18 protein-coding genes and 1 pseudogene are annotated in these 20,916 nt (G+C 61.7%); 13 read left to right on the forward strand and 6 right to left on the reverse strand.

The annotated features are described in order from the left end of the window. From MUM_RS0112175 to MUM_RS1000000135005, 6 genes and pseudogenes are all read left to right on the forward strand, one after another. Positions 1 to 640 (forward strand): FecR family protein (locus MUM_RS0112175; protein WP_029615862.1); only part of this gene is annotated, 640 nt, incomplete at its 5' end. A gap of 118 nt (positions 641 to 758) precedes the next feature. Next, positions 759 to 3,338 carry a TonB-dependent receptor gene (locus MUM_RS0112180; protein ID WP_010170001.1) on the forward strand — a complete coding sequence of 860 codons (2,580 nt, stop codon included), beginning with the start codon at positions 759 to 761 and terminating at the stop codon, positions 3,336 to 3,338. A gap of 130 nt (positions 3,339 to 3,468) precedes the next feature. After that, positions 3,469 to 4,077: a biliverdin-producing heme oxygenase gene (locus MUM_RS0112185; protein ID WP_010170002.1), complete on the forward strand. Its 609-nt coding sequence runs from the start codon at positions 3,469 to 3,471 to the stop codon at positions 4,075 to 4,077. A 171-nt stretch (positions 4,078 to 4,248) separates the two neighbouring features. Beyond that, positions 4,249 to 4,650 carry a YbaN family protein gene (locus MUM_RS0112190; RefSeq protein WP_008435511.1) on the forward strand — a complete coding sequence of 134 codons (402 nt, stop codon included), beginning with the start codon at positions 4,249 to 4,251 and terminating at the stop codon, positions 4,648 to 4,650. A gap of 263 nt (positions 4,651 to 4,913) precedes the next feature. After that, positions 4,914 to 6,053 (forward strand): annotated as a pseudogene (locus MUM_RS1000000135000) (PDC sensor domain-containing protein); the annotation flags it as partial. A gap of 102 nt (positions 6,054 to 6,155) precedes the next feature. After that, a complete protein-coding gene (locus tag MUM_RS1000000135005; protein WP_443216232.1) occupies positions 6,156 to 6,911 on the forward strand; it encodes a methyl-accepting chemotaxis protein in 756 nt (251 codons plus the stop codon). Here MUM_RS1000000135005 and MUM_RS0112200 read toward each other — a convergent pair. Continuing rightward, entirely contained in the window at positions 6,908 to 7,471 is a 564-nt protein-coding gene (locus tag MUM_RS0112200) for an NAD(P)H nitroreductase (RefSeq protein ID WP_010170004.1), read from the reverse strand. The genes MUM_RS1000000135005 and MUM_RS0112200 overlap by 4 nt on opposite strands. Positions 7,472 to 7,610: 139 nt before the next feature. Here MUM_RS0112200 and MUM_RS0112205 point away from each other — a divergent pair, with 139 nt between their 5' ends. Genes MUM_RS0112205 through MUM_RS0112215 form a run of 3 tightly spaced genes read left to right on the forward strand, consistent with a single transcriptional unit; the run spans position 7,611 to position 11,234 of the window. Then, the gene (locus tag MUM_RS0112205; RefSeq protein WP_010170005.1) at positions 7,611 to 9,038 is read left to right on the forward strand and encodes a di-heme oxidoreductase family protein; all 1,428 of its coding nucleotides are present in this window, start codon (positions 7,611 to 7,613) and stop codon (positions 9,036 to 9,038) included. Between the two features lie 31 nt (positions 9,039 to 9,069). Continuing rightward, entirely contained in the window at positions 9,070 to 10,134 is a 1,065-nt protein-coding gene (locus tag MUM_RS0112210) for an imelysin family protein (RefSeq protein ID WP_010170006.1), read from the forward strand. Positions 10,135 to 10,136: 2 nt separating this feature from the next. Beyond that, entirely contained in the window at positions 10,137 to 11,234 is a 1,098-nt protein-coding gene (locus tag MUM_RS0112215; protein ID WP_010170007.1) for a DUF1513 domain-containing protein, read from the forward strand. Positions 11,235 to 12,141: 907 nt separating this feature from the next. On the opposite strand, the gene MUM_RS0112220 is transcribed toward MUM_RS0112215, so the two are convergent. The 5 genes from MUM_RS0112220 to colR all read right to left on the reverse strand — a co-directional run bounded on the left by MUM_RS0112220 (position 12,142) and on the right by colR (position 15,915). After that, a complete protein-coding gene (locus MUM_RS0112220) occupies positions 12,142 to 12,372 on the reverse strand; it encodes a hypothetical protein (protein WP_010170008.1) in 231 nt (76 codons plus the stop codon). Further along, on the reverse strand, positions 12,372 to 13,088 hold the full coding sequence (locus tag MUM_RS0112225) for a lipopolysaccharide kinase InaA family protein (protein WP_029615863.1): 717 nt from the start codon (positions 13,086 to 13,088) through the stop codon (positions 12,372 to 12,374). The genes MUM_RS0112220 and MUM_RS0112225 overlap by 1 nt, the downstream gene beginning before the upstream one ends. Positions 13,089 to 13,092: 4 nt before the next feature. Further along, on the reverse strand, positions 13,093 to 13,773 hold the full coding sequence (locus MUM_RS0112230) for a class I SAM-dependent methyltransferase (RefSeq protein WP_003208584.1): 681 nt from the start codon (positions 13,771 to 13,773) through the stop codon (positions 13,093 to 13,095). Positions 13,774 to 13,961: 188 nt separating this feature from the next. Further along, positions 13,962 to 15,242, reverse strand: a complete 1,281-nt coding sequence (locus MUM_RS0112235; protein WP_010170010.1) for a sensor histidine kinase — start codon at positions 15,240 to 15,242, stop codon at positions 13,962 to 13,964. Beyond that, complete coding sequence (colR, locus tag MUM_RS0112240; RefSeq protein ID WP_003175870.1) at positions 15,232 to 15,915, reverse strand: two-component system response regulator ColR; 684 nt, start codon at positions 15,913 to 15,915, stop codon at positions 15,232 to 15,234. The genes MUM_RS0112235 and colR overlap by 11 nt, the downstream gene beginning before the upstream one ends. Positions 15,916 to 16,116: 201 nt before the next feature. Here colR and MUM_RS0112245 point away from each other — a divergent pair, with 201 nt between their 5' ends. The 4 genes from MUM_RS0112245 (at position 16,117) to MUM_RS0112260 (ending at position 20,889) form a co-directional block, all read left to right on the forward strand. Then, a complete protein-coding gene (locus MUM_RS0112245) occupies positions 16,117 to 18,066 on the forward strand; it encodes an LTA synthase family protein (protein WP_010170011.1) in 1,950 nt (649 codons plus the stop codon). 54 nt (positions 18,067 to 18,120) lie between these two features. Continuing rightward, on the forward strand, positions 18,121 to 18,831 hold the full coding sequence (locus MUM_RS0112250; RefSeq protein WP_010170012.1) for a phosphatase PAP2 family protein: 711 nt from the start codon (positions 18,121 to 18,123) through the stop codon (positions 18,829 to 18,831). A gap of 74 nt (positions 18,832 to 18,905) precedes the next feature. Beyond that, a complete protein-coding gene (locus tag MUM_RS0112255) occupies positions 18,906 to 19,604 on the forward strand; it encodes a response regulator transcription factor (RefSeq protein WP_010170013.1) in 699 nt (232 codons plus the stop codon). Further along, on the forward strand, positions 19,594 to 20,889 hold the full coding sequence (locus MUM_RS0112260; RefSeq protein WP_010170014.1) for a sensor histidine kinase: 1,296 nt from the start codon (positions 19,594 to 19,596) through the stop codon (positions 20,887 to 20,889). The genes MUM_RS0112255 and MUM_RS0112260 overlap by 11 nt, the downstream gene beginning before the upstream one ends. Positions 20,890 to 20,916: the final 27 nt, after the last annotated feature.

Here is a 20,916-nt window from a genome sequence, read left to right on the forward strand (position 1 = left end):
CCTGCCGATGCGCCTGCAGGCCGACCACCTCACCGTAGTCGGCGAGCGCCAGCGCCTGCAGCTGGACGATGGCTCGAAAGTGTTGCTTAACACCAATTCTGCATTCTCCAGCAGCATCAAGGACCACCAGCGCATCGCGCGCCTGTATCAGGGCGAGGCGTTTTTTGAAGTGCTGCCCAGCCGTGGCCTGCCCCTGGAAATCGACGCCGGCCCGGTGCGCGCCAGCGTGCGCGACACCGCCTTCGCCGTGCGCTACCTGAACGGTGAAGCCCAGGTTCAGGTGCAGCGTGGCGATGTGGACCTGAGCAACACCTTTGACGACGCACGGGTACGCCTGAGCGCCGGCGAAAGTATCCGCATCGGACCAAAGGGCTTCGGCCAACCGGCCAAACTGGACACCACCAAGGACCTGGCCTGGGTCGATGGCCGGCTGATTTTCGAAAACTGCCCGATGAGTGAAGTGCTGGCCGAGTTGCGCCGCTACTACCCCGGCTGGATCGTCAACAACAACGACAAGCTCGCCAGCGTCGCGGTCACCGGCAATTACCGCCTCGACCAACCGCTGGACGTCGTGCGTTCGCTGGCCCACATCACCTCGGCCAAGCTTTCGGAATACCCGGCGCTGGTGATCCTGAACTAAATGAGAATTATTTTTACTCGATAGCCCGCGACGGTACGTCTCGTTATAGCCAATGCAACTGATTCCTATTTGATTCAGTGTCGCACCTATAAGATTCGTACCTTCCGGAGCGCTCTCGATGTCCTCTCGTTTCAACCGCCGGTCCTCTTCGCCCGTTCGCCGCCAGGGCCTGTCCCTGCTGACGGCCGCCATTTTGTTGGCCGGTGCGCCCGTCATGGTCGCCAGCGCCGCAGAGCCTGCCACCCGCAGCCAGGGCAATTACAGTTTCAGCATCGAACAGCAATCCCTGGTCTCGGCACTGAACGCCTTTACCGCCGTGACCGGCTGGCAAATCGGCCTGCCCGCCGAACTGGGCCAGGGTGTGTCGTCCCCTGGCGTGCGCGGCTCATTGCCGGCGGATAAAGCCCTGGACCGGCTGTTGGTGGGGACCAACCTGGGCTATCGCAAACTGAGCAATAACAACATCGTCCTGGAAAAGCGTGCCGCTGCCGGCGCCATCACCCTGCAACAAATGACCATCAGCGCCACCCGCCAGGAACAGGCCGTGGACAGCGTGCCCAGTACCGTGACGGTGCATGACCGCGAAGAACTGGACCGCCAGAACGTCAACACCATCCGTGAACTGGTGCGCTACGAGCCGGGTGTTTCGGTCGGTGGTGCCGGTACCCGCTCCAGCAATGCCGGATACAACATTCGCGGGATCGACGGCGACCGCATCCTGACCCAGGTGGACGGTGTCGAGGTGCCGGACAACTTCTTCAACGGCCCCTACGCCAAGACCCGCCGCAACTACGTCGACCCGGAAATCGTCAAGCGCGTGGAGATCCTGCGCGGCCCGGCCTCGGCCTTGTACGGCAGCAGCGCCATCGGTGGCGCGGTGAGCTACTTCACCCTCGACCCGGACGACATCATCAAGCCCGGCCAGGATGTCGGCGCCCGCCTCAAGACCGGCTACAGCTCCGCCGACGAGAGCTGGCTGACCTCCGGCACCGTCGCCGGTCGCGTACAGGACTTCGACGGCTTGCTGCACCTGAGCCAGCGCAACGGCCACGAAATGGAGTCCTACGACGGCAACAACGCCACCGGCCTGGCCCGTACCGGCGCCAACCCGGAAGATGCGCGCACCACCAACGTGCTGGCCAAACTGGGCTGGAACTACGGTGAAGAAAACCGCCTGGGCCTGACCTACGAGAAGTTCAAGGATGACCGCGACACCAACCTGAAAAACGCGGTCGGCGGCCCGTTCGTCGGTGGCCAGGGCTTTAACTTCTATCGGGGCCGTACGGGCAACGACACCATTACCCGTGAGCGTTTCGGCATCGAGAACAAGTTCGCCCTCGACTCGCCGATTGCCGATCACATCAAGACCAGCCTCAACTACCAGATTGCCAAGACCGACCAGACCACCGCAGAAATCTACCAGCCATCGCGCAAGGTATTGCGCACACGCGACACGCTGTACGAAGAGAAACAGTGGGTTTTCGACGCACAACTGGACAAGGCCTTCAGCATCGGCGAAACCGACCATGTCGTAACCTACGGCACCACGCTCAAGCAGCAGAAAGTCACCGGCTCCCGTGAAGGCTCCGCGACTTGCCTGGCGGTGGGCGCAGGTTGCACCGCCATCGGCGCCCCGAGCCCGTCGGCCTCCGACAGCGTGAAAAAAGCCAGCGACTTCCCCGACCCGACCATCAACTCCTATGCATTGTTTGCCCAGGACCAGATCGCCTGGGACAAGTGGACCTTCCTGCCCAGCGTGCGTTATGACTACATCCAGCTCAAACCCAAGCTGACTCAGGAATTCCTCAACACCGTTGACCCGACACGCATCTACGACCACAGCGATTCGGAAAAGAACTGGCACCGTGTAACGCCCAAGTTCGGCATCACTTACGCGCTGACCGAGCAATACACCTGGTTCGGCCAATACGCCGAAGGTTATCGCACGCCGTCGGCCAAAGCCTTGTATGGCCGCTTTGAAAACCTGCAACAGGGCTACACCGTGGAACCCAACCCGGACCTCAAGCCGGAAAGCAGCCGCGGTGTTGAAACCGGGATTCGCGGCAACTTCGACTCGGGCTCGTTTGACGTGGCGGTGTACTACAACAAGTACCGTGATTTCATCGATGAAGACGCCTCCGTCGCCGGTGGCACCGTCCAGCAGTTCGAAGCCAACAACATCAAGCACGCCACCATCAAGGGCGTGGAGGCCAAGGGCCGCTTGAACCTCGACGCGTTTGGCGCACCGCAGGGCCTGTATACCCAAGGCTCGATTGCCTACACCTACGGGCGCAATGACGACAACGGCGAACCGCTGAACAGCGTCAACCCGCTCAAGGGCGTGTTCGGCCTGGGTTACGACCAGCAGAACTACGGCGCCCTGGTCAGCTGGACCCTGGTCAAGAAACAGGACCGCGTAGACAGCACCACCTTCTTCGCACCCGACGGCAACAGCGCCAACGGCCCGTTCAAGACCCCGGGCTTCGGCATCGTCGACCTGACCGGCTTCTACAAGGTCACCCACGACGTGACCATCAACGGTGGCCTGTACAACCTGACCGACAAGAAATACTGGAACTGGGATGACGTGCGCAGCTACGACAGCGTGGGCGAAGCCGGCGTCACCGGCCCGGCCAACCTGGACCGCCTGACCCAGCCGGGCCGCAACTTTGCGATCAACCTGATCTGGGACATCTGACCCATGGAGCCGCACCCCGGCGGAATATAATCTCCGCCGGGGTGCGGATTTTTTACTGTGACGCGTCTTCTGGTTCGTCTAGTTCATAACAGCCTGGCAACCAGACGCTTCCCCTCTCAAGGACATCTTCATGACCGCTTCTTCTACTGCTGAACGCCCAACCCTGCGCTCTCAACGCCTGAACCAGATCACCAACGAGCCGCACACCAAGCTCGACGCCCTGGTGAAAGCCCACGCCCCGTTTGAAACCCAAGCCAACTTCGCCCGCTTCGTGGTCGCGCAGTACCTGTTCCAGTCGGAACTGGTGGCGCTGTACAACGACGCCGAACTGATCAAGATCGTCCCTGACCTGGCCGAACGCTGCCGTGCCGAAGCGGCCAAACTGGACCTGGGCGACCTGGACACCGAAGTACCCGCCCCGGTGGCCGGCGCCGTGAACAACCCGAGCAAGGCCGAAGCGCTGGGCTGGCTGTTCGTGTCCGAAGGCTCCAAGCTGGGCGCCGCGTTCCTGATCAAGCGTGCCGTGGGCCTTGGCTTGAGCGAAACCTTCGGTGCCCGTCACCTGGGCGAACCGGCAGGCGGTCGCGCTGAAGGCTGGAAAAGCTTCACCCGCACCCTCGACGCACTGGAATTCAGCGCCGAGGAAGAAGCCGAAGTGGAAAAAGGCGCGGTTGATGCGTTCGTGCGCTTCACCGTGTTGCTGGAACAGGCGTACGCTACCAGCCCTGAACTGGCCTGATTTTTCTGTAGAAACCCAATCAATGTGGGAGCTGGCTTGCCTGCGATGGCATCAACGGGGTGTACCTGATGCACCGAGTTGTCTGCATTTGCAGGCAAGCCAGCTCCCACAGTTGATCGGGTGCCAGTCTCTATAATCTGCAACCCACTCCACCCTGCAAGCCCCACTAAAATGACCGGCAAAACCCAATCCTCGTCCAAAATCGCCCGCGTCCTGTTCGGCCTGCTGGCCTACGTCAGCCTGGGCATCGGCTTGATTGCGATTGTGGTACCGGGCTTGCCCACCACCGAGTTCATCCTGCTGGCCGCCTGGGCCGCCACCAAAAGCTCCCCGCGCCTGAGTGCCTGGCTGGAAAACCATCGGCTGTTCGGGCCAATCCTGTTCAATTGGCGCAACGGCAAAATCATCGCCCGCCGCGCCAAGGTCAGCGCCACCGTGAGCATGTTGCTGTGCGCCGGCCTGATGCTGGTGATGCTCGACCACGGCTGGCCGATCTACCTGGCCATCGCCGGAATGAGCATGGGCAACCTGTGGATCTGGTCACGGCCGGAACGCCTCCCGCAACCCACCTGACACCCGCCTACCGCTCATCGGCTCCCGCTCATGAACCGCCGGCCCAAGCCGATGTTCCGGGCATAGCGCCGAATGGACTCGCGTGAGCTTGCATACTAATAAGTCCATTCGCGGGTACACCTATGTTCGACACCCTCTCCATTCGCTTGAAAATCGTGCTGTTGTCCGGTCTCTGCCTGCTGGGGGTGATCGCGCTGGTGGTCGGCATGAACCTCTACCAGACCAACCAGAACGACCAACTGATCAGCGACTCAAGCTCGCGAATGCTCACCGACAGCGTGCAGAACCTGTTGCAGGCCAAGGCCGCCGAACAAGCCGTACAACTGCAAAAGACCTTCGGCGAAAGCCTGTTGGTAGTCACCGCCCTCGCCGACCAGATCAAGGACCTGCGCACCCTGGCCGGCAAGCGCTCGCTGGACGCCGGGGCCTTGCGTGAAGAACTCAACCACAGCCTGAAAACCGCCTTCGACCGCAACAGCAAGGTGCTCGGCATCTGGCTGTCGTTCGAGCCCAACGCGCTCGATGGCAAAGACAGCGAATTCGTCAACGATGCCGCCCGTGTGTCCAACGAGAAAGGCCGCTTTTCCAGCTACTGGAGCCGCGCCGGGGGTGAGGGCCTGAACACGGTGATGGTCGAAGAGGACCTGACCAAGACCACCCTCAACCTCAGCGGCACGCCCTACAACATCTGGTACACCTGCCCGCGAGACACCAAAAACACCTGCCTGCTGGACCCATATGAAGACACGGTGGCCGGCAAACCGGTGTTGATGACCACCATTTCCCTGCCGCTGCTGGTCGACGGCAAAGTGATTGGCGTGGTGGGTGTCGACCTTGCCCTCAACACCCTGCAAGCCGCGACCGATGCGGCGCAAAAAGAGCTGTTCGACGGTGCCGGGCACCTGGAGATTCTCTCCAGCACGGGCCTGATCGCCGGCTACAGCGGCGAACCCGCCAAAGTCGGCAAGAACCTGATCGACACCCTCGGTGCCGAAGGCAAGGAGATTGTGCAACTGTTGGCCAACGATACCCGCAAGATCCGCGAGGAAGACGGCACGATCCGCGCGGTGTACCCGGTCAAGCCGATTGCCGACGCCAAATCCTGGGGCATCGTCATCAAACTGCCCAAGGAAGTGCTGCTGGCGGATGCCCACAAACTCCAGACCGTACTCGACAAGGCCCAGGCCAGTGGCACCGTCAAGGCGTTGCTGGTGGGCGCAGCCGCCGGCTTGCTGGGCCTGCTGCTGATCTGGCTGACGGCCACCGGCGTGACCCGGCCGATCAACAGCGTGGCCGCCATGCTCAAGGAAATCGCCAGCGGCGACGGTGACCTCACACAACGCCTGGCCTACGGGAAAAAGGATGAGCTCGGCGAACTGGTGAACTGGTTCAACCGCTTCCTCGACAAGCTGCAGCCGACCATCGCGCAGATCAAGCAAAGCATCACCGAAGCCCGTGGCACCGCTGATCAGTCTTCGGAAATCGCGCGCCAGACCAGTGAAGGCATGCAGGTGCAGTTCCGTGAGATCGACCAGGTGGCCACGGCCTCGAACGAAATGAGCGCCACCGCCCACGACGTGGCCAACAGCGCATCAAACGCCGCCAGCGCTGCCCGGGGCGCCGACCAGTCAGCCCGTGAAGGCATGCAGATTATTGAACGCAGCACCCGCGACATCACCACCCTGGCCGAAGAAGTCAGCAAGGCCGTGACCGAAGTCGAAGCCCTGGCGGTGAACAGCGAACAGATCGGCTCGGTACTGGAAGTGATCCGCAGCATTGCCGAACAGACCAACCTGCTGGCCCTGAACGCTGCGATTGAAGCGGCGCGGGCCGGGGAAAGCGGGCGCGGTTTTGCGGTGGTGGCCGACGAGGTGCGCAACCTGGCCAAGCGTACCCAGGATTCGGTGGAGGAGATTCGCCTGGTGATCGAACGCATCCAGACCGGCACCCGCGGGGTGGTGGCGACCATGCATTCGAGCCAGAACCAGGCCCAGAACAATGCCGGGCAGATTCATCAGGCGGTGCAAGCGCTGGGCAAGATCAGCGAAGCGGTGACGGTAATCAGCGACATGAACCTGCAAATCGCCAGCGCCGCCGAGCAGCAGAGTGCGGTGGCCGAAGAGGTCAACCGCAACGTCTCGGCGATCCGCACCGTGACCGAAACCCTGACCGGCCAGGCCACTGAGTCGGCGGCCATCAGCAGCCAACTCAATGCCCTGGCCAGCCAACAGATGAAGCTGATGGATCAGTTTCGGGTTTAAGCCCCGGTCCAGGCGGCCACGAACGGCGCCAGGTCTTCCTTCGGCGCCGTACGCGGCGGGTTTTGTGGGGTGCCCAGGTAGAGGAAGCCAATCACTTCCTCATCCCCGGTCAAACCCAAACCTTTGGCGACGTGGGCCGAGTACGACAACTCGCCGGTGCGCCACACCGCGCCGATCCCCTGGGCGTACGCCGCCAGCAGAATCCCGTGGGCCGCGCAGGCCGCTGCCAGGCGCTGCTCGGACTTGGGCACCTTGAAGTGTTCTTGCAGGCGGGCAATCACCACCACCACCAACGGCGCACGCAGCGGGCCATTTTGTGCCTTGTCGATAAACGCCTGGGGCGCGTCGGCGTCTTGCAGACGGGCGGCTTCGGCCAGCAGCGTGCCCATGCGCTCACGTGCCGCACCTTCCACTGTCAGGAAGCGCCAAGGCCGCAGTTGCCCGTGGTCGGGGGCGCGCATGGCGGCGGCGAACAGCAGGTCGCGCTGCTCCTGGGTCGGTGCCGGGTCCAGCAGTCGCGGCACGGAAACACGGTTGAGCAAAGCGTCGAGAGCCTGCATTGGCCACCTCCAGAGAAAAATGTGCAGCCATTCTAGCGGGAATGAATCGGATACCACCAAACGATAATTGCTCTTATTCAATCCGCCCTGCCCTGTTAGACTTTGCGGCCTTATTTTCAGCCTACGTTCAGGAAGACTGATGTCCCGTTCGCCCCTTCGCCTGTCTGCACTGTTGATGGCCCTGAGCCTGAGTGCCTGCGATGACGCCCCGCGATTCACGAAAGCGGAGCCGGGCGAAGCACGTGCCGGTGGCGCGGCAACGGTGAGGAAGACCGACCAGAACGCCTTCTCGCTGCCTTCGGCCAACCTGTCGCCCACCCGGCGCCTGGACTTCAGCGTGGGCAACAGTTTCTTCCGCAGCCCCTGGGTGATTGCACCGTCCACCACCACCGCCCGCGACGGGTTGGGGCCGCTGTTCAATACCAATGCCTGCCAGAACTGCCATATCAAGGACGGCCGAGGTCATCCGCCGCTGCCCGATGCGCCCAACGCGGTGTCGATGCTGGTGCGCCTGTCGATTCCCGATGCGCCGCCCTATGCCAAGGTCATCGAGCAACTGGGCGTCGTCCCCGAGCCGGTCTACGGTGGGCAATTGCAGGACATGGCCGTACCCGGCGTCGCGCCGGAAGGCAAGGTGCGGGTCGACTACACACCGATCGATGTCCGCTTCAAGGACGGCACCGTGGTCGAACTGCGCAAGCCGGCGCTGCAAATCACCCAGCTGGGTTACGGCCCGATGCACCCCGACACGCGGTTCTCGGCCCGGGTTGCACCGCCGATGATCGGCCTGGGGCTGCTGGAAGCGATTGCAGACGCCGACATCCTGCGCAACACCGACCCGAAAACCGCCGACAAGGAAGCTCTCGTCGGACGGGCGAATTGGGTCTGGGACGATGCGCAACACAAGACTGTCCTCGGTCGATTTGGCTGGAAAGCCGGGCAGCCGAACCTCAATCAACAAAATGTTCACGCGTTCTCTGGTGATATGGGCCTCACCACGTCCCTGAGACCGTTCGATGACTGCACCGATGCACAAGTGGCCTGCAAACAGGCGCCCAACGGCAATGGCCCGGATGGCGAGCCTGAGGTCAGCGATAACATCCTGCGCCTGGTGCTGTTCTACACCCGCAACCTGGCCGTGCCCGCCCGCCGCGACGTCAACGCGCCGCAGGTGCTGGCCGGGAAAAACCTGTTCTACCAGGCCGGTTGCCAGGGCTGCCACACCCCGCAATTCACCACGGCGCCCACCGCCGCCGAACCTGAATTGGCCAACCAGGTGATTCGCCCCTACAGCGATTTGCTGTTGCACGACATGGGCGACGGCCTGGCCGACAACCGCAGCGAATTCAAGGCCGGTGGCCGCGACTGGCGCACGCCGCCGTTGTGGGGCATCGGCCTGACGCAAGCCGTGAGTGGCCACACCCAGTTCTTGCATGACGGCCGCGCCCGCAACCTGATGGAAGCCGTGCTGTGGCACGGCGGAGAAGCCCAGGCGGCGCAGCAGCATGTGTTGTCGTTCAATGCCGAACAGCGCGCTGCGTTGCTGGCATTTCTGAATTCTTTATAAGCTTTATCCTAATTACAGAAGGGAGCTCGACATGTTCCGTCCCAAGTTGTTGTTCACCAGCCTGGCCGCCCTCGCCCTCGGTGCGTGCTCGCCCCAGGACCCGCAAGCGGTGACCTCGGCGGCCATCGCCAAGCAAGTGATCCTGCCGACCTACAGCCGCTGGGTTGAAGCCGACCGCCAACTGGCCGTCAGCGCCCTGGCCTACTGCCAGGGCAAGGAAAGCCTGGAGACCGCCCGCGCCGACTTCCTGCACGCGCAAAAAGCCTGGGCCGAGTTGCAGCCGTTGCTGATCGGCCCGCTGGCCGAGGGCAACCGTTCGTGGCAGGTGCAGTTCTGGCCGGACAAGAAAAACCTGGTGGGCCGTCAGGTCGAACAACTGGTGAGCGCCCAACCGCAGATCGACGCCGCCGCATTGGCCAAATCCAGCGTCGTGGTGCAGGGCCTGTCGGCCTACGAATACATCCTCTACGACGCCAAGACTGACCTCGCGGACGAGACGCAAAAAGCCCGTTACTGCCCGCTGCTGGTGGCCATTGGCGAGCGCCAGAAACTGCTGGCCGAAGAAATCCTCTCGAGCTGGAACAGCACCGACGGCATGCTGGCGCAGATGACCAAGTTTCCTAACCAGCGCTACGCCGATTCCCACGAAGCCATCGCTGACCTGCTGCGGGTCCAAGTGACCGCGCTGGACACCCTGAAGAAAAAACTCGGCACGCCAATGGGCCGCCAGACCAAGGGCATCCCGCAGCCGTTCCAGGCCGATGCGTGGCGCAGCCAGTCGTCCCTGCAAAGCCTGGAGGCCAGCCTGGCTGCCGCCCAGACCGTCTGGGTCGGCGTCGACAACAAAGGCCTGCGCGGCCTGTTGCCGGCCGATCAAAAGCCGTTGGCTGACAAGATCGATGCCGCGTATGCCGCGTCCCTGAAACTGTTCGCCAGCAACCAGCGTTCGCTGAACGAACTGCTGGCCGACGATGCCGGGCGCCAGCAACTCAACGATATCTACGACAGCCTCAACGTGGTCCACCGCCTGCACGAAGGCGAACTGGCCAAGGCGCTGGGCATCCAACTGGGCTTTAACGCCAACGACGGTGACTGATGATGCTCAGGCGACAGGCTTTGGCGATCGGCAGCGTGCTGCTCAGTGCAATCACCCTGGGTGGCTGGACGCTGTTCAAGCAGAAGGGCAAAAGCCCGCTGCTGCTCTCGGCGCGGGATGACAGTGACGGCAAGCACTACGCCGTCGGCTTCCACCTGGACGGCAAGCAGGTGTTTGCCACCCAGGTCGGCCAGCGTTGCCACGACATCATCAACCACCCGACACTGCCGATTGCGCTGTTTGTCGCCCGTCGGCCGGGCACCGAGAGCTACCTGATCGACTTGCGGGACGGGGCGCTGCTGCAAACCATCACCTCCAAGGCCAATCGCCACTTCTATGGGCACGCGGTGGTTCACAAGGACGGCGAGTGGCTGTATGCCACGGAGAACGACACCTCCGACCCGGGTCGCGGCTTGCTGGGCGTGTATCGGTTTGAGGGTGAGCGGTTGGTGCACACCGGCGAGATTTCTACCCATGGGATCGGGCCGCATCAGGTGTCGTGGATGCCTGACGGCGAGACGCTGGTGGTGGCTAACGGCGGGATTCGTACCGAGGCCGAGAGCCGGGTCGAGATGAACCTGAATGCCATGGAGCCGAGCCTGGTCCTGATGCAGCGCGACGGGGCACTGTTGAGCAAGGAGACCCTGGGCCAGCAGATGAACAGCGTGCGGCACATGGGGATTGCCAGCGACGGTACGATCCTCGCCGGGCAGCAGTTTATGGGGGCGTCTCATGAGCGCTCGGAGTTGCTGGCGATCAAGCGGCCGGGGCAGGCGTTTGTGGCGTTTCCGGTGGCGGATGAGCAGTTGCAGGCCATGGGGCATTACACGGCCAGTGTGGCGGTGCACAGTGAGTTGCGACTGGTGGCGCTGACGGCGCCCCGGGGAAACCGGTTCTTTATCTGGAACATGGACAGCGCTGAGTTGCTGCTGGACGGGCCGTTGCCGGACTGTGCCGGGGTGGGCGCGGTGGCGGATGGGTTTGTGGTGACTTCCGGTCAGGGGCGTTGCCGGTTTTATGATTGTCGGCAGGTGCCGTTGGTGGGTAAGCCGCTGGAGTTGCCGGCGGGGCTTTGGGATAACCATCTGCATCTGGTTTGATCGGGGGTATATCCGTTGCTGCGGTCAGGGCTGATATGGGTTCCGCTCTTACAGCGGGTCACTTTTGGAAAAGAGCCCCAAAAGTAACCAAAAGGGCTCTTGCCCCACCACTCGGCACCTCGCCTAGGCTCGGTGTGCCCTCTCTCCGGCATTACTCCGCGGGCCGCCGCGACGGGGCGTCCCTGCCCCGTCGCGGCTAAACCGGCGTCCTGCCGGTTTACCCGCTCCGTACTACCTGCGTTCGGCCAGCGTGGTTTAACGGGGCGCCTAAGATCAAGATCAACAGCAGATCAACAGCACAGCGGCCTACAGGCCGGCTTGAGTGGTGTGAAGCAAAGGCAAAATCAAAATCTAAAGCGGGCACGGTCCACTGTAGGAGCTGGCTTGCCTGCGATGGCATCGCCTGGGTGTACCTGAAAAACCGAGTTGTCTGCATCGCAGGCAAGCCAGCTCCCACAGAAAAGCAGAGCTGCATCAGTTTCAGATTTGGTTTTCGCTTTGGCTTTCGCTTTTGATCTGGCTTCTACCACTCAAGCCGGCCTGTAGGCCGCTGTGCTCTTGCTTTTGATCTTGATCTGACTGCCCCATTCAGCCCGAGGCCGAACGCAGGGATTGAGGAGCGGGTAAACCGGCAGGACGCCGGTTTAGCCGCGACGGGGCAGGAACGCCCCGTCGCGGCGGCCCGCGGAGCAATGCCGGAGTGAGGGAACACCGAGCCTAAGCGAGGTGCCGACAGGCGGGGCAGAGCCCTTTGCTTACTTTGGGGCTTTTCCAAAGTGAGCCGCTGTAAGAGCGGAACCCATAGCGGCCGTTACCGAAGAAACGGATATACACCCAATCCCCAAAAACCCAAGCCCAAATAAAAGGCCTCGAACCAGCGAGGCCTTTTATTTGGGCTTCAATCTCTTCAACTTTGTGGCCTCATCCCTTGGGACATCCCGAACATGAATAACAACAACTCATGATCAGGCTTGGCCGTGACACCGACCTTGGCGATCCGCGGCATCGGGCACTGCTGCCCGACACCCTGCACCGCACTGAGGACTTGTGTCCGGGGCTGCTCCCAGGCAGCCAGGGCCAGGGCAGCTATGCCCAACGCCCCCAACAGAAACAAACCTCGTGCAATTTCTAGCTTCATTACGTTAAACCTTTGATAGCGCTGCCAAACGCCGTCTCGTAAAAGTAGCTGAGTTTTTTCCAGTCCGTAGAATTCCACGACGAATGGCGACGCAACTGCAACATGTCGTGCCGAGCCGCCCGAAACGCGGTCAACCGCTGGCGGCACTTCTCGAAGTCCAGCAGCGCCACTTCTACCTTGGCCGCATCACCCTCGCCCGTCACCCGCACAAAGATATGCTTGATATACAGGCAACCATGCTGCCAACGGCCCTTGTGCATCCGCGCCAGGGTACCGGCCAGTTCCTTGAGCAGGCGCTCATGCACCAACTCGCCATACTGCTCGCGACCACCGGCGGCGTACCAGTTTTCGATCTCGTCGAAACCGTCCAGCGACGCCGTCACCAACAACGCTTTCCATTGGTGCTCAGGGTCGCGGCGGGCTTCGCAGAACACCAGTTCCGGCACGCGTACATCCAGCAAACGCAGGCCCTTGAGGGCATCGCGCTCACGTAAAACAGTGGGGCGTCCAAAAGGATGGAGCCAACTGCGGTAGATATGGCCGGTCTGGCGCTTGCTGTAGAGCAAACGACCATTGGTGCCCACAACCCGTTGCACACCACTTTCACCGCCACGACGACGATTGGGTTCCTCGACCCACTCACCCTGCTGGCGCCAGAAATAATCAAATCGCTCTTCGGGAGCTACTTCACTACCTGCTAAACACTCGACAGCCATCCTGTTACCTCTTGCGCAATACATACACTCGCCACATGGCGTAGAGCGGTATGAAGTCCAGAGATTCCTGAACACGGAAACCGGCCTGTTCAAACTCTGCCTCAACAGTAGCAGCCGGTAACACGAACCGATTTTGGTAACCTTCCTGCTCACCTTTCTTGCGACGCCGCACTTCGGCACGCTTGCGTTTCCACGCCTTGAAGTTGCCGTCCACCCACAACGAGATAATCACGCTGTCGCGGGTAACACGCTGAAATTCGCGCAGTATTGCCAGCCTGTGCTCGGGGTCACCAATGTGGTGCATCAAGCGCATGCAGAAAATGCTGTCGACTGCGTTGTCGGGCAAATCAATATCAAAGGCAGACGTCTGCAAGGGGCGTACCCGTTTCACCACATCCGCCGGTTGAGCGACGGTGGCGATCTTCAACATCGACGCTGAATTGTCGGCGCCAATGATCACGCGGTTGGGCTTTTCTGCCAGTAATGGCCAGAAACGCCCGGCCCCACACGGCAAGTCCAGCACCAGGCCAGGCTCACCGGCCATGGCCAGCGCACCACGCGCCAATTGCTCGTCGCGTTTGTGGGACAACCGGCGAGCCAGATTGTCCTGATGTTTGAGCAAATAATTCTGCGCGTGCTGATCGTCGTACTTTTCGGAAAATTCGAGCTTGATCGGAGTAGGCATCAACGGGTCTCCAGTTACTGATGCCTACAACCTTAAGCAGAATCCTGTGATCAACAGGTCAACACATTGTGAAAAACTTGTCCTGTCGAATCGTATACATTACAAAACTTTGCAGATACAAGTCGTGGCATGGTGCCATCTTCGGCGAAAATCGAGGAGTCTGCCGCAGGGTAGCGGCAGGGCAGGCATCAGGGTTTGACCTGACTCAACTCGACGTGAAAACGGCAACCGTTGGGCTCCATGGTACTGAGGCTGACGCTCCAGCCCTGGTTCTCGCAGATGCGCTGGACCAGCGACAAACCCAGGCCCAGGCCTTCACCGCGCTTTTCACTGCCGCGCACAAACGGCTCGAACATCGCTTCGCGCTTGTCCTCGGGAATTCCCACGCCGGAGTCTTCCACCACAAAGCCACTCGGCTCCAGGGTGAGGCGGATAAAGCCTTGCTCGGTGTAATGCAGTGCATTGCGCAGCAGGTTGCCCATCACCGCATGCAGGAAGGTCGCGTTATAGCGGGTATCCAGTGGTGCCCCGGGCTGATAAATCAGCTCAAGGCCCTTGCGCTCGATCGGCTCACGCCAGATCCCCAGCAGGTCGTCGGCCACCTGCGCCAGGTTGGCCTGGGGCGACATGCCCGCCTCTTCGCGCTGGGCACGGGCCAGCATCAGGAAGGTCTGTACCAGTTCGCGCATTTCCTCACAGGCCCGCGCAATGCGCTCAACCTGCTTGCGGCCGCGCTGATCAATCGCCGGGTTCTCCAGCAACAGTTCGCAGGAACTGGCGAGCACCATCAGCGGGGTGCGCAACTCGTGGCTGACGTCGCTGGTAAACAGCTGCTCCCGGGACAACGCCTGGCGCAAGCGGCCCAGGGTCGCGTCGAAGGCCACCGCCAGTTCACCGACCTCATCCGCGGCATAGTCCGGGGCCAGGGGCGGCGCCAGGCCGAGTAACTGGTCACGATGGCGCACCTGGCGAGCCAGGCGCACCACCGGTGCCATGACCTTGCGCGCCAGCACCCAACCGAGGAACACCGCCAGCGCCAGGCTAAGCACAAACCCCACCAGTACCACGGCAAACAGCACGCGCTCGCGCTCTTCGAAATCGCTCTGGTCTTGCAGCAGGACATAGCGGCGACCGTCGACGATTTCGACCATCGCGTGGTAGGAAAGCTGCTCGCGGAATACCTCGTGAAAACCAGCGTCCAGGTGGCGCAAGTCTTTGGGCAGCTCGAAATCGCCGGGGCCGCCGCTGAAGTAGAACAGCTGGTCCGGCTCGGGACGGTGGCTCCAGTCCTCGACGCTGTCCATCAGCAGCAGGCGTTGCAAGTCACCGCCAAGGCCTGCCGAAATGAGTTTTTCTTCCACCAGGTGCACCGTGGCGACGATGCCCATGGCGAAGGCCCCCGCCACCAGCGCGCTCATCAAGGCGAAGGCAATGATGATCCGCTGGGCAAGGCTTTGCTTAAACTCCATCACGACCCTCGGCCAGGCGATAACCCACACCGTGCACCGTTTGCAGCAACGGTTTGGCGAAGGGTTTATCAATCACCTGACGCAGTTGATGGACATGGCTGCGCAAGCTGTCGCTGTCCGGGCAGTCATCGCCCCACAGGGCTTCTTCGAGAATTTCGCGGCGCAACACGTGAGGGCTTTTTTGCATCAGCACCGCCAGCAGCTTCAGGCCGACCGGGTTGAGCTTGAGCAGGCGCCCTTCGCGGGTGACTTCCAGGGTGTCGAGGTCGTAACTCAGGTCACCGACTTGCAAGGCACGGCGACCGCCGCCCTGGGCACGGCGCAGCACCGCTTCGATGCGTGCGGCCAATTCCGACAGCGCAAACGGCTTGAGCAGGTAGTCATCGGCGCCAGACTTGAAGCCCTGCAGCCGGTCATCCAGTTGGTCACGGGCGGTGAGCATGATCACCGGCGTGTCGCGCCGCGCGTCTTCACGCAGGCGTTTGCACAGGGTATAGCCATCAATGCCGGGCAGCATGATGTCGAGCACGATCAGGTCGTAATGTTCGGTTGCAGCCAGGTGCAAGCCCGACAAACCGTCCTGCGCACAGTCTACGGTGTAGCCCTTCAGCCCCAGGTAATCGGCCAGGTTGGCCAGAATATCGCGGTTGTCTTCAACCAATAAAATTCGCATGGGCAGTGTCTCCGTACGCGGTAACGGCCGTGTTGGCTCGCGCAGCTTAAGGCCAAGTATGGCTCACGGCTAGGGCTGAAGGCCGTGTCAATTACTGTTTTCAACCGATTGCAGGACTTAACGAGTTTTTCACTATAGGTTCACAACCTGACTACAGTGTCAGCGCGAAGATCGCGCCCATCGAAAATAAGGAACATTGACATGGGTTTTCCAAAAACGGCGCCAATGCGCTATTTGCTGTTGGTGACCGGTGCCTGGCTGGTTGTTTTTCTACTGACCCGCCTCCTGCTGCTGGTAACCCACCTGGACGAAGTAAGCGGTAACCTGCTGCCGGTATTTGGCGTAGGCCTGCTCTACGACCTCGGCTTCCTCGCCTATGCTGCGCTGCCTTTGGGCCTGTACCTGCTGCTGTGCCCGCCGGGGTTGTGGCGTCGCCGGGGCCATCGCTGGTTCCTGCAAGCCGTACTCACCGTCAGCCTGTTCGCCATGCTCTTCACCAGCGTGGCCGAATGGTTGTTCTGGGACGAGTTCGGCGTGCGCTTCAACTTTATTGCCGTGGATTACCTGGTTTACTCCAAAGAGGTGCTGAACAACCTGCTGGAGTCCTATCCGATCGGCAAGCTGCTGAGCCTGCTGGCGGTGATGGCCATCGTACTGAGCGTGGCCTTGCGTAAACCGTTCAACGCGGCGATGAATGCGCCGTTGCCGGCGATGCGCAAGCGCCTGCTCAACGCACTCGGTTTGTGGGTGGTGGCCGGCCTGAGCCTGCAATTGATCAACCAGGACAGCCCGCGCAGCCAGGGCGGTAACGCCTACAACAATGAACTGGCGAGCAACGGCCCGTATCAGTTCTTCGCCGCCTTCCGTAATAACGAGCTGGACTATAACCAGTTCTACAAGAGCCTCCCGGCGGATGTGGTCGCCAAGCAGTTGCGCGCCGAACTCAGCGAGCCGAACGCACGGTTTATCGGCACTGATCCACTGGATATCCGCCGCGCCATTACCAACCCGGGCACGCTGCGCAAACCCAATATCGTGCTGGTGACCATCGAAAGCTTCAGCGCCAAGTACATGGGCAGCAACGGCGACCCGAATAACCTCACGCCCAACCTCGACGCGCTGCGCAAGCAAAGCCTGTACTTCAATAACTTCTACGCCACCGGTACCCGCACCGACCGTGGCCTGGAAGCCATCACCCTGGCCATTCCGCCGACGCCGGGACGCTCCATCGTCAAGCGCATCGGCCGGGAGAGCGGCTTCGGGAGCCTGGGCCAGCAGCTCAACGCCATCGGCTATGACAGCGTGTTTGTCTACGGCGGCCGTGGCTACTTCGACAACATGAACGCGTTTTTCAGCGGCAATGGTTACCGGGTGGTCGACCAGAGCAGCGTGCCCGAAGCGGAAATCAGCTTCAAAAACGCCTGGGGCATGGCCGACGAAGACCTCTATAAACAGACGCTGAAACTGGCCGACGAAGACTATGCCAAGCAGCAACCGTTCCTGCTGCAGCTGATGACTACCTCCAACCACCGCCCTTATACCTACCCGGCAGGCCGCGTTGATATCAAATCCGGCGACGGGCGCAATGGCGCGGTGAAGTACACCGACTACGCCATCGGCCAGTTCCTGGAGGCGGCGCGCCAGAAGCCCTGGTTCGACAACACCATCTTTATCTTCGTCGCCGACCACACGGCAGGCAGCGCGGGCAAGGAAGACCTGCCCATGGTCAATTACCAGATCCCGCTGTTCATCTATGCGCCCAAGCTGATTGATGCCGCCGAGAACGCGAAGCTGGCCAGCCAGATCGACCTCGCGCCGACGCTGCTGGGCTTGTTGAACCTGAGCTACGAGTCGACGTTTTTTGGCCGCAACCTGCTGCAAGACAACCCGCTGCCGCCACGGGTAGTGGTCGGCAATTACCAGTACCTGGGTTTGTTCGACGGTAATGACCTCGCGATCCTCAGCCCACGCCAGGGCCTGCGCCGCCACGACCAGGCGCTGGGTGACAGCCATGAGTCCCGTGTTGGCAGCGATGACCCGTTGATCCAGCGAGCCATTACCTACTACCAGGGCGCCAGTTACGGCTACAAACAACAGTTGCTGAGCTGGAGGGCGCCCAAGGACGAGGTCCCCCAGGTGAGCGCACGCTAACCGAAACGCCCCGGCCAGGTCTGCCCGGGGCTTTTTTTAGAATCTGAGTTCACCATGCACGCAATCGCTGTTCGCCCGGTTTCCAAACCCCTCAACTTTTGGCTCGGTCTCGGCGTGCCAGCCGTCTTGGCGGTGGTCATGCTGTTGCTGGAGCTGACATCGCTGGACATGGACGTGGCCAAACTGTTCTACAACGCTGCCGAAGGCGGCTTTGTGGGCCGGCACAGTTTTTTTCTCGAAGACATTCTTCACGATCGCGCCAAACAGATGGTGATCGTGTTTTCCGTATTGGCGATCGCCGGGTTTGCCGGAGCCTTTATTGTTGAACGGCTTAAGCCCTATCGTCGGGAGCTGGGCTGCCTGGTGCTGTCCCTGGGCCTGGCTACCTCGTTTGTCTCACCCTTGAAGACGGTAACCGCGGTGCAATGCCCGTGGAGCGTCAAGGAGTTTGGCGGCCAGGAGACTTACAGCGAACTGCTTAGCCCCAGGCCGCCTACCGACAAGCCGGGCCGTTGCTGGCCGGGTGGGCATGCGGCGACCGGGTTTGCCTTGTTTGCGTTGTTTTTTGCCCTGCGGGATCGCCGGCCAAGAATGGCGCGCTGGGCGTTTATATTTGCGCTGGGGCTGGGCACGGTGCTTTCGGTGAGCCGCACCATGCAAGGCGCGCACTTTCTTTCCCATAACGTGTGGACGGCGATTTTCAGCTGGCTGATTTGCTTGGGCGCGTATTACTTTTTGCTGTACCGCCCCGCCGCAACCGCTTGATGCCCCCCCCTTGCCTTGCCGGGGGCAAGGGCGCAACACTCTGCGCACTTTTTTGGCAATGATCCCGCTGAGCCATGTCCGATACCCTGCTGCTGATCGAAGACGACCTGCCCCTGGCGGCGCTCACCGCCGAGTTCCTGCGCGCCGAGGGGTTTACCGTGGCGGTAGAACACCGTGGCGACCGCGCTGCCCAACGCATCCGTGATGAGCAGCCGGCCTTGTTGATCCTCGACGTGATGCTGCCGGGCATCGACGGTTTTACCCTGTGCCGACAGATTCGCGACCATTACCCCGGGCTGATCCTGATGATGACCGCCCTGGACGAGAACGCTGAACAATTGGTGGGGTTTGCCGCCGGGGCCGACGACTACGTGGTCAAGCCGATCGACCCGCTGTTGTTGTTGGCGAGAATCCGCTCGCTGCTGCGCCGCCATCCCCAGGCACCCCGCAGCTACTATCAGTGGGGCACGTTTCGGCTGGACCTGAACAACCACTTCGCCTGGCTTGGCGAGGCGCCCTTGCAGTTTTCGGTGGCCGAATTCGAGTTGCTCGCCATCTTCGCCCGCCATTGCGGCGTATTGCTCACCCGGGAAAAACTGCTCCAGCGCCTGCGTGGCCTGGAGTACGACGGCCTGAATCGTTCAATTGACATGCGGGTGTCGCGCTTGCGCAAAAAACTGATGAGCCTTGAGTGCCCCGTGACCATCCAGACCATCACGGCGCAGGGTTACCTGTTCGTCGAAATCCCGACGGGGAGCCAGCATGCTGTCTAAAGTGCGCCCGTGGATGGCCATCGCCGCCGGCACCAGTTGGGCGGCCCTCACCTTCTATCTGTTGTGGCTGTGCACGAACGCAGCAGTGTTTGTCGGCGACTACAGTTTTCTGCGCTTGATGGCCGGCCCGGGTTATCTGGTGGCCGAACAACTCAAGGCCTTGCCCGCCGAACAGCGGGAGGCGCATATCGAGGCGCTGCAAGCCCGCTTTCAGTACCCCGTCAGCCTGGTGAAAAAAGATGATATTGAGCTGCCGCCGGAAGCCCTGGTCATGCTCGACCACCATCAGCCCGCGCAGAACAGTGATGAGGACGTCACCTACTTCCCGCTGGACGACGACACGGTGATTCAATTCGGCCCCATGTGGGGAACCGCCGAAGTGAAGGACCTGCTGCAATATCCGGTGTATTGGGTGACCGCCTGTGTCGCCGGCCTGCCGGTGGTGCTGTTTCTCTGGATCGTGTTGCGTGCCCGGCGCAAGTACACCCACGACCTCAACACCCTCAACGCCAGCATTGCTACCCTCGCCCGCACGCCGAACACGCTGCTGCCGGCGATGAGCCAGGAATGGGCACCGTTGCAGCAGACCTTGCGCCAGCATGCCCAGGACATCACGTCGATGGGCGAGCGGCACCGGGAGGTCTCGCAGGCGGTGTCCCACGAACTGCGCACGCCCCTGGCGCGGATGCGGTTTGCCCTGGCGCTGCTGAGCAAAAGTGCCGACCCCGACACCCGCACCCGCCTGCAGGAGCGCCTGCAAACCGACATCGAAGAGTTGGAGTCGCTGGTTCGCGCCAGCCTCGCCTTTGCCCGGCTGGCCGATGCGCCCAGCGACCTGCAGCATGAGCCGATCAATATCCATGACTGGCTACAACAGGAGTTCGCCCTGCTGGACGGGCACCATCGCTTGCTGACCCTGGACACCGACCCGGCCGACCTGGAGCTGATCGGTGATCGCGCCCTGCTGCATTTGATCGTGCGTAACCTGCTGAGCAACGCCATCACCTACGCCCGCGAACGGGTGAATGTCAGCGCTTCATCCCAAGGCCAGCAGCTGGTGCTGCATGTGGACGATGACGGCCCCGGGGTGCTGCCGGAAAACCGCGAAAAGATCTTCGAGCCCTTCGTGCGCCTGGCCATGGGCGGCGACGAGCCCAGTGGGTTTGGCCTGGGCCTGGCGCTGGCCAAACGCGCCAGCCATTGGCACCGTGGGGAACTGTCGATCACCCGCAGCCCGTTGGGCGGTGCACGCCTGACCCTGACCCTGGCGCTGCGCCCGGGTTAGGCTGTTACAGCCTGTGACAGTGGAACC

It is taken from the genome of Pseudomonas sp. PAMC 25886, from assembly GCF_000242655.1.
GTDB lineage: Bacteria > Pseudomonadota > Gammaproteobacteria > Pseudomonadales > Pseudomonadaceae > Aquipseudomonas.

Bases quoted from the DNA above. Each gene is read 5' to 3' on its own strand.
- MUM_RS0112180 (WP_010170001.1), top strand. From the start codon at position 759: ATGTCCTCTCGTTTCAACCGCCGGTCCTCTTCGCCCGTTCGCCGCCAG.
- MUM_RS0112185 (WP_010170002.1), top strand. From the start codon at position 3,469: ATGACCGCTTCTTCTACTGCTGAACGCCCAACCCTGCGCTCTCAACGC.
- MUM_RS0112190 (WP_008435511.1), top strand. From the start codon at position 4,249: ATGACCGGCAAAACCCAATCCTCGTCCAAAATCGCCCGCGTCCTGTTC.
- MUM_RS1000000135005 (WP_443216232.1), top strand. From the start codon at position 6,156: ATGCAGGTGCAGTTCCGTGAGATCGACCAGGTGGCCACGGCCTCGAAC.
- MUM_RS0112200 (WP_010170004.1), bottom strand. From the start codon at position 7,471: ATGCAGGCTCTCGACGCTTTGCTCAACCGTGTTTCCGTGCCGCGACTG.
- MUM_RS0112205 (WP_010170005.1), top strand. From the start codon at position 7,611: ATGTCCCGTTCGCCCCTTCGCCTGTCTGCACTGTTGATGGCCCTGAGC.
- MUM_RS0112210 (WP_010170006.1), top strand. From the start codon at position 9,070: ATGTTCCGTCCCAAGTTGTTGTTCACCAGCCTGGCCGCCCTCGCCCTC.
- MUM_RS0112215 (WP_010170007.1), top strand. From the start codon at position 10,137: ATGCTCAGGCGACAGGCTTTGGCGATCGGCAGCGTGCTGCTCAGTGCA.
- MUM_RS0112220 (WP_010170008.1), bottom strand. From the start codon at position 12,372: ATGAAGCTAGAAATTGCACGAGGTTTGTTTCTGTTGGGGGCGTTGGGC.
- MUM_RS0112225 (WP_029615863.1), bottom strand. From the start codon at position 13,088: ATGGCTGTCGAGTGTTTAGCAGGTAGTGAAGTAGCTCCCGAAGAGCGA.
- MUM_RS0112230 (WP_003208584.1), bottom strand. From the start codon at position 13,773: ATGCCTACTCCGATCAAGCTCGAATTTTCCGAAAAGTACGACGATCAG.
- MUM_RS0112235 (WP_010170010.1), bottom strand. From the start codon at position 15,242: ATGGAGTTTAAGCAAAGCCTTGCCCAGCGGATCATCATTGCCTTCGCC.
- colR (WP_003175870.1), bottom strand. From the start codon at position 15,915: ATGCGAATTTTATTGGTTGAAGACAACCGCGATATTCTGGCCAACCTG.
- MUM_RS0112245 (WP_010170011.1), top strand. From the start codon at position 16,117: ATGGGTTTTCCAAAAACGGCGCCAATGCGCTATTTGCTGTTGGTGACC.
- MUM_RS0112250 (WP_010170012.1), top strand. From the start codon at position 18,121: ATGCACGCAATCGCTGTTCGCCCGGTTTCCAAACCCCTCAACTTTTGG.
- MUM_RS0112255 (WP_010170013.1), top strand. From the start codon at position 18,906: ATGTCCGATACCCTGCTGCTGATCGAAGACGACCTGCCCCTGGCGGCG.
- MUM_RS0112260 (WP_010170014.1), top strand. From the start codon at position 19,594: ATGCTGTCTAAAGTGCGCCCGTGGATGGCCATCGCCGCCGGCACCAGT.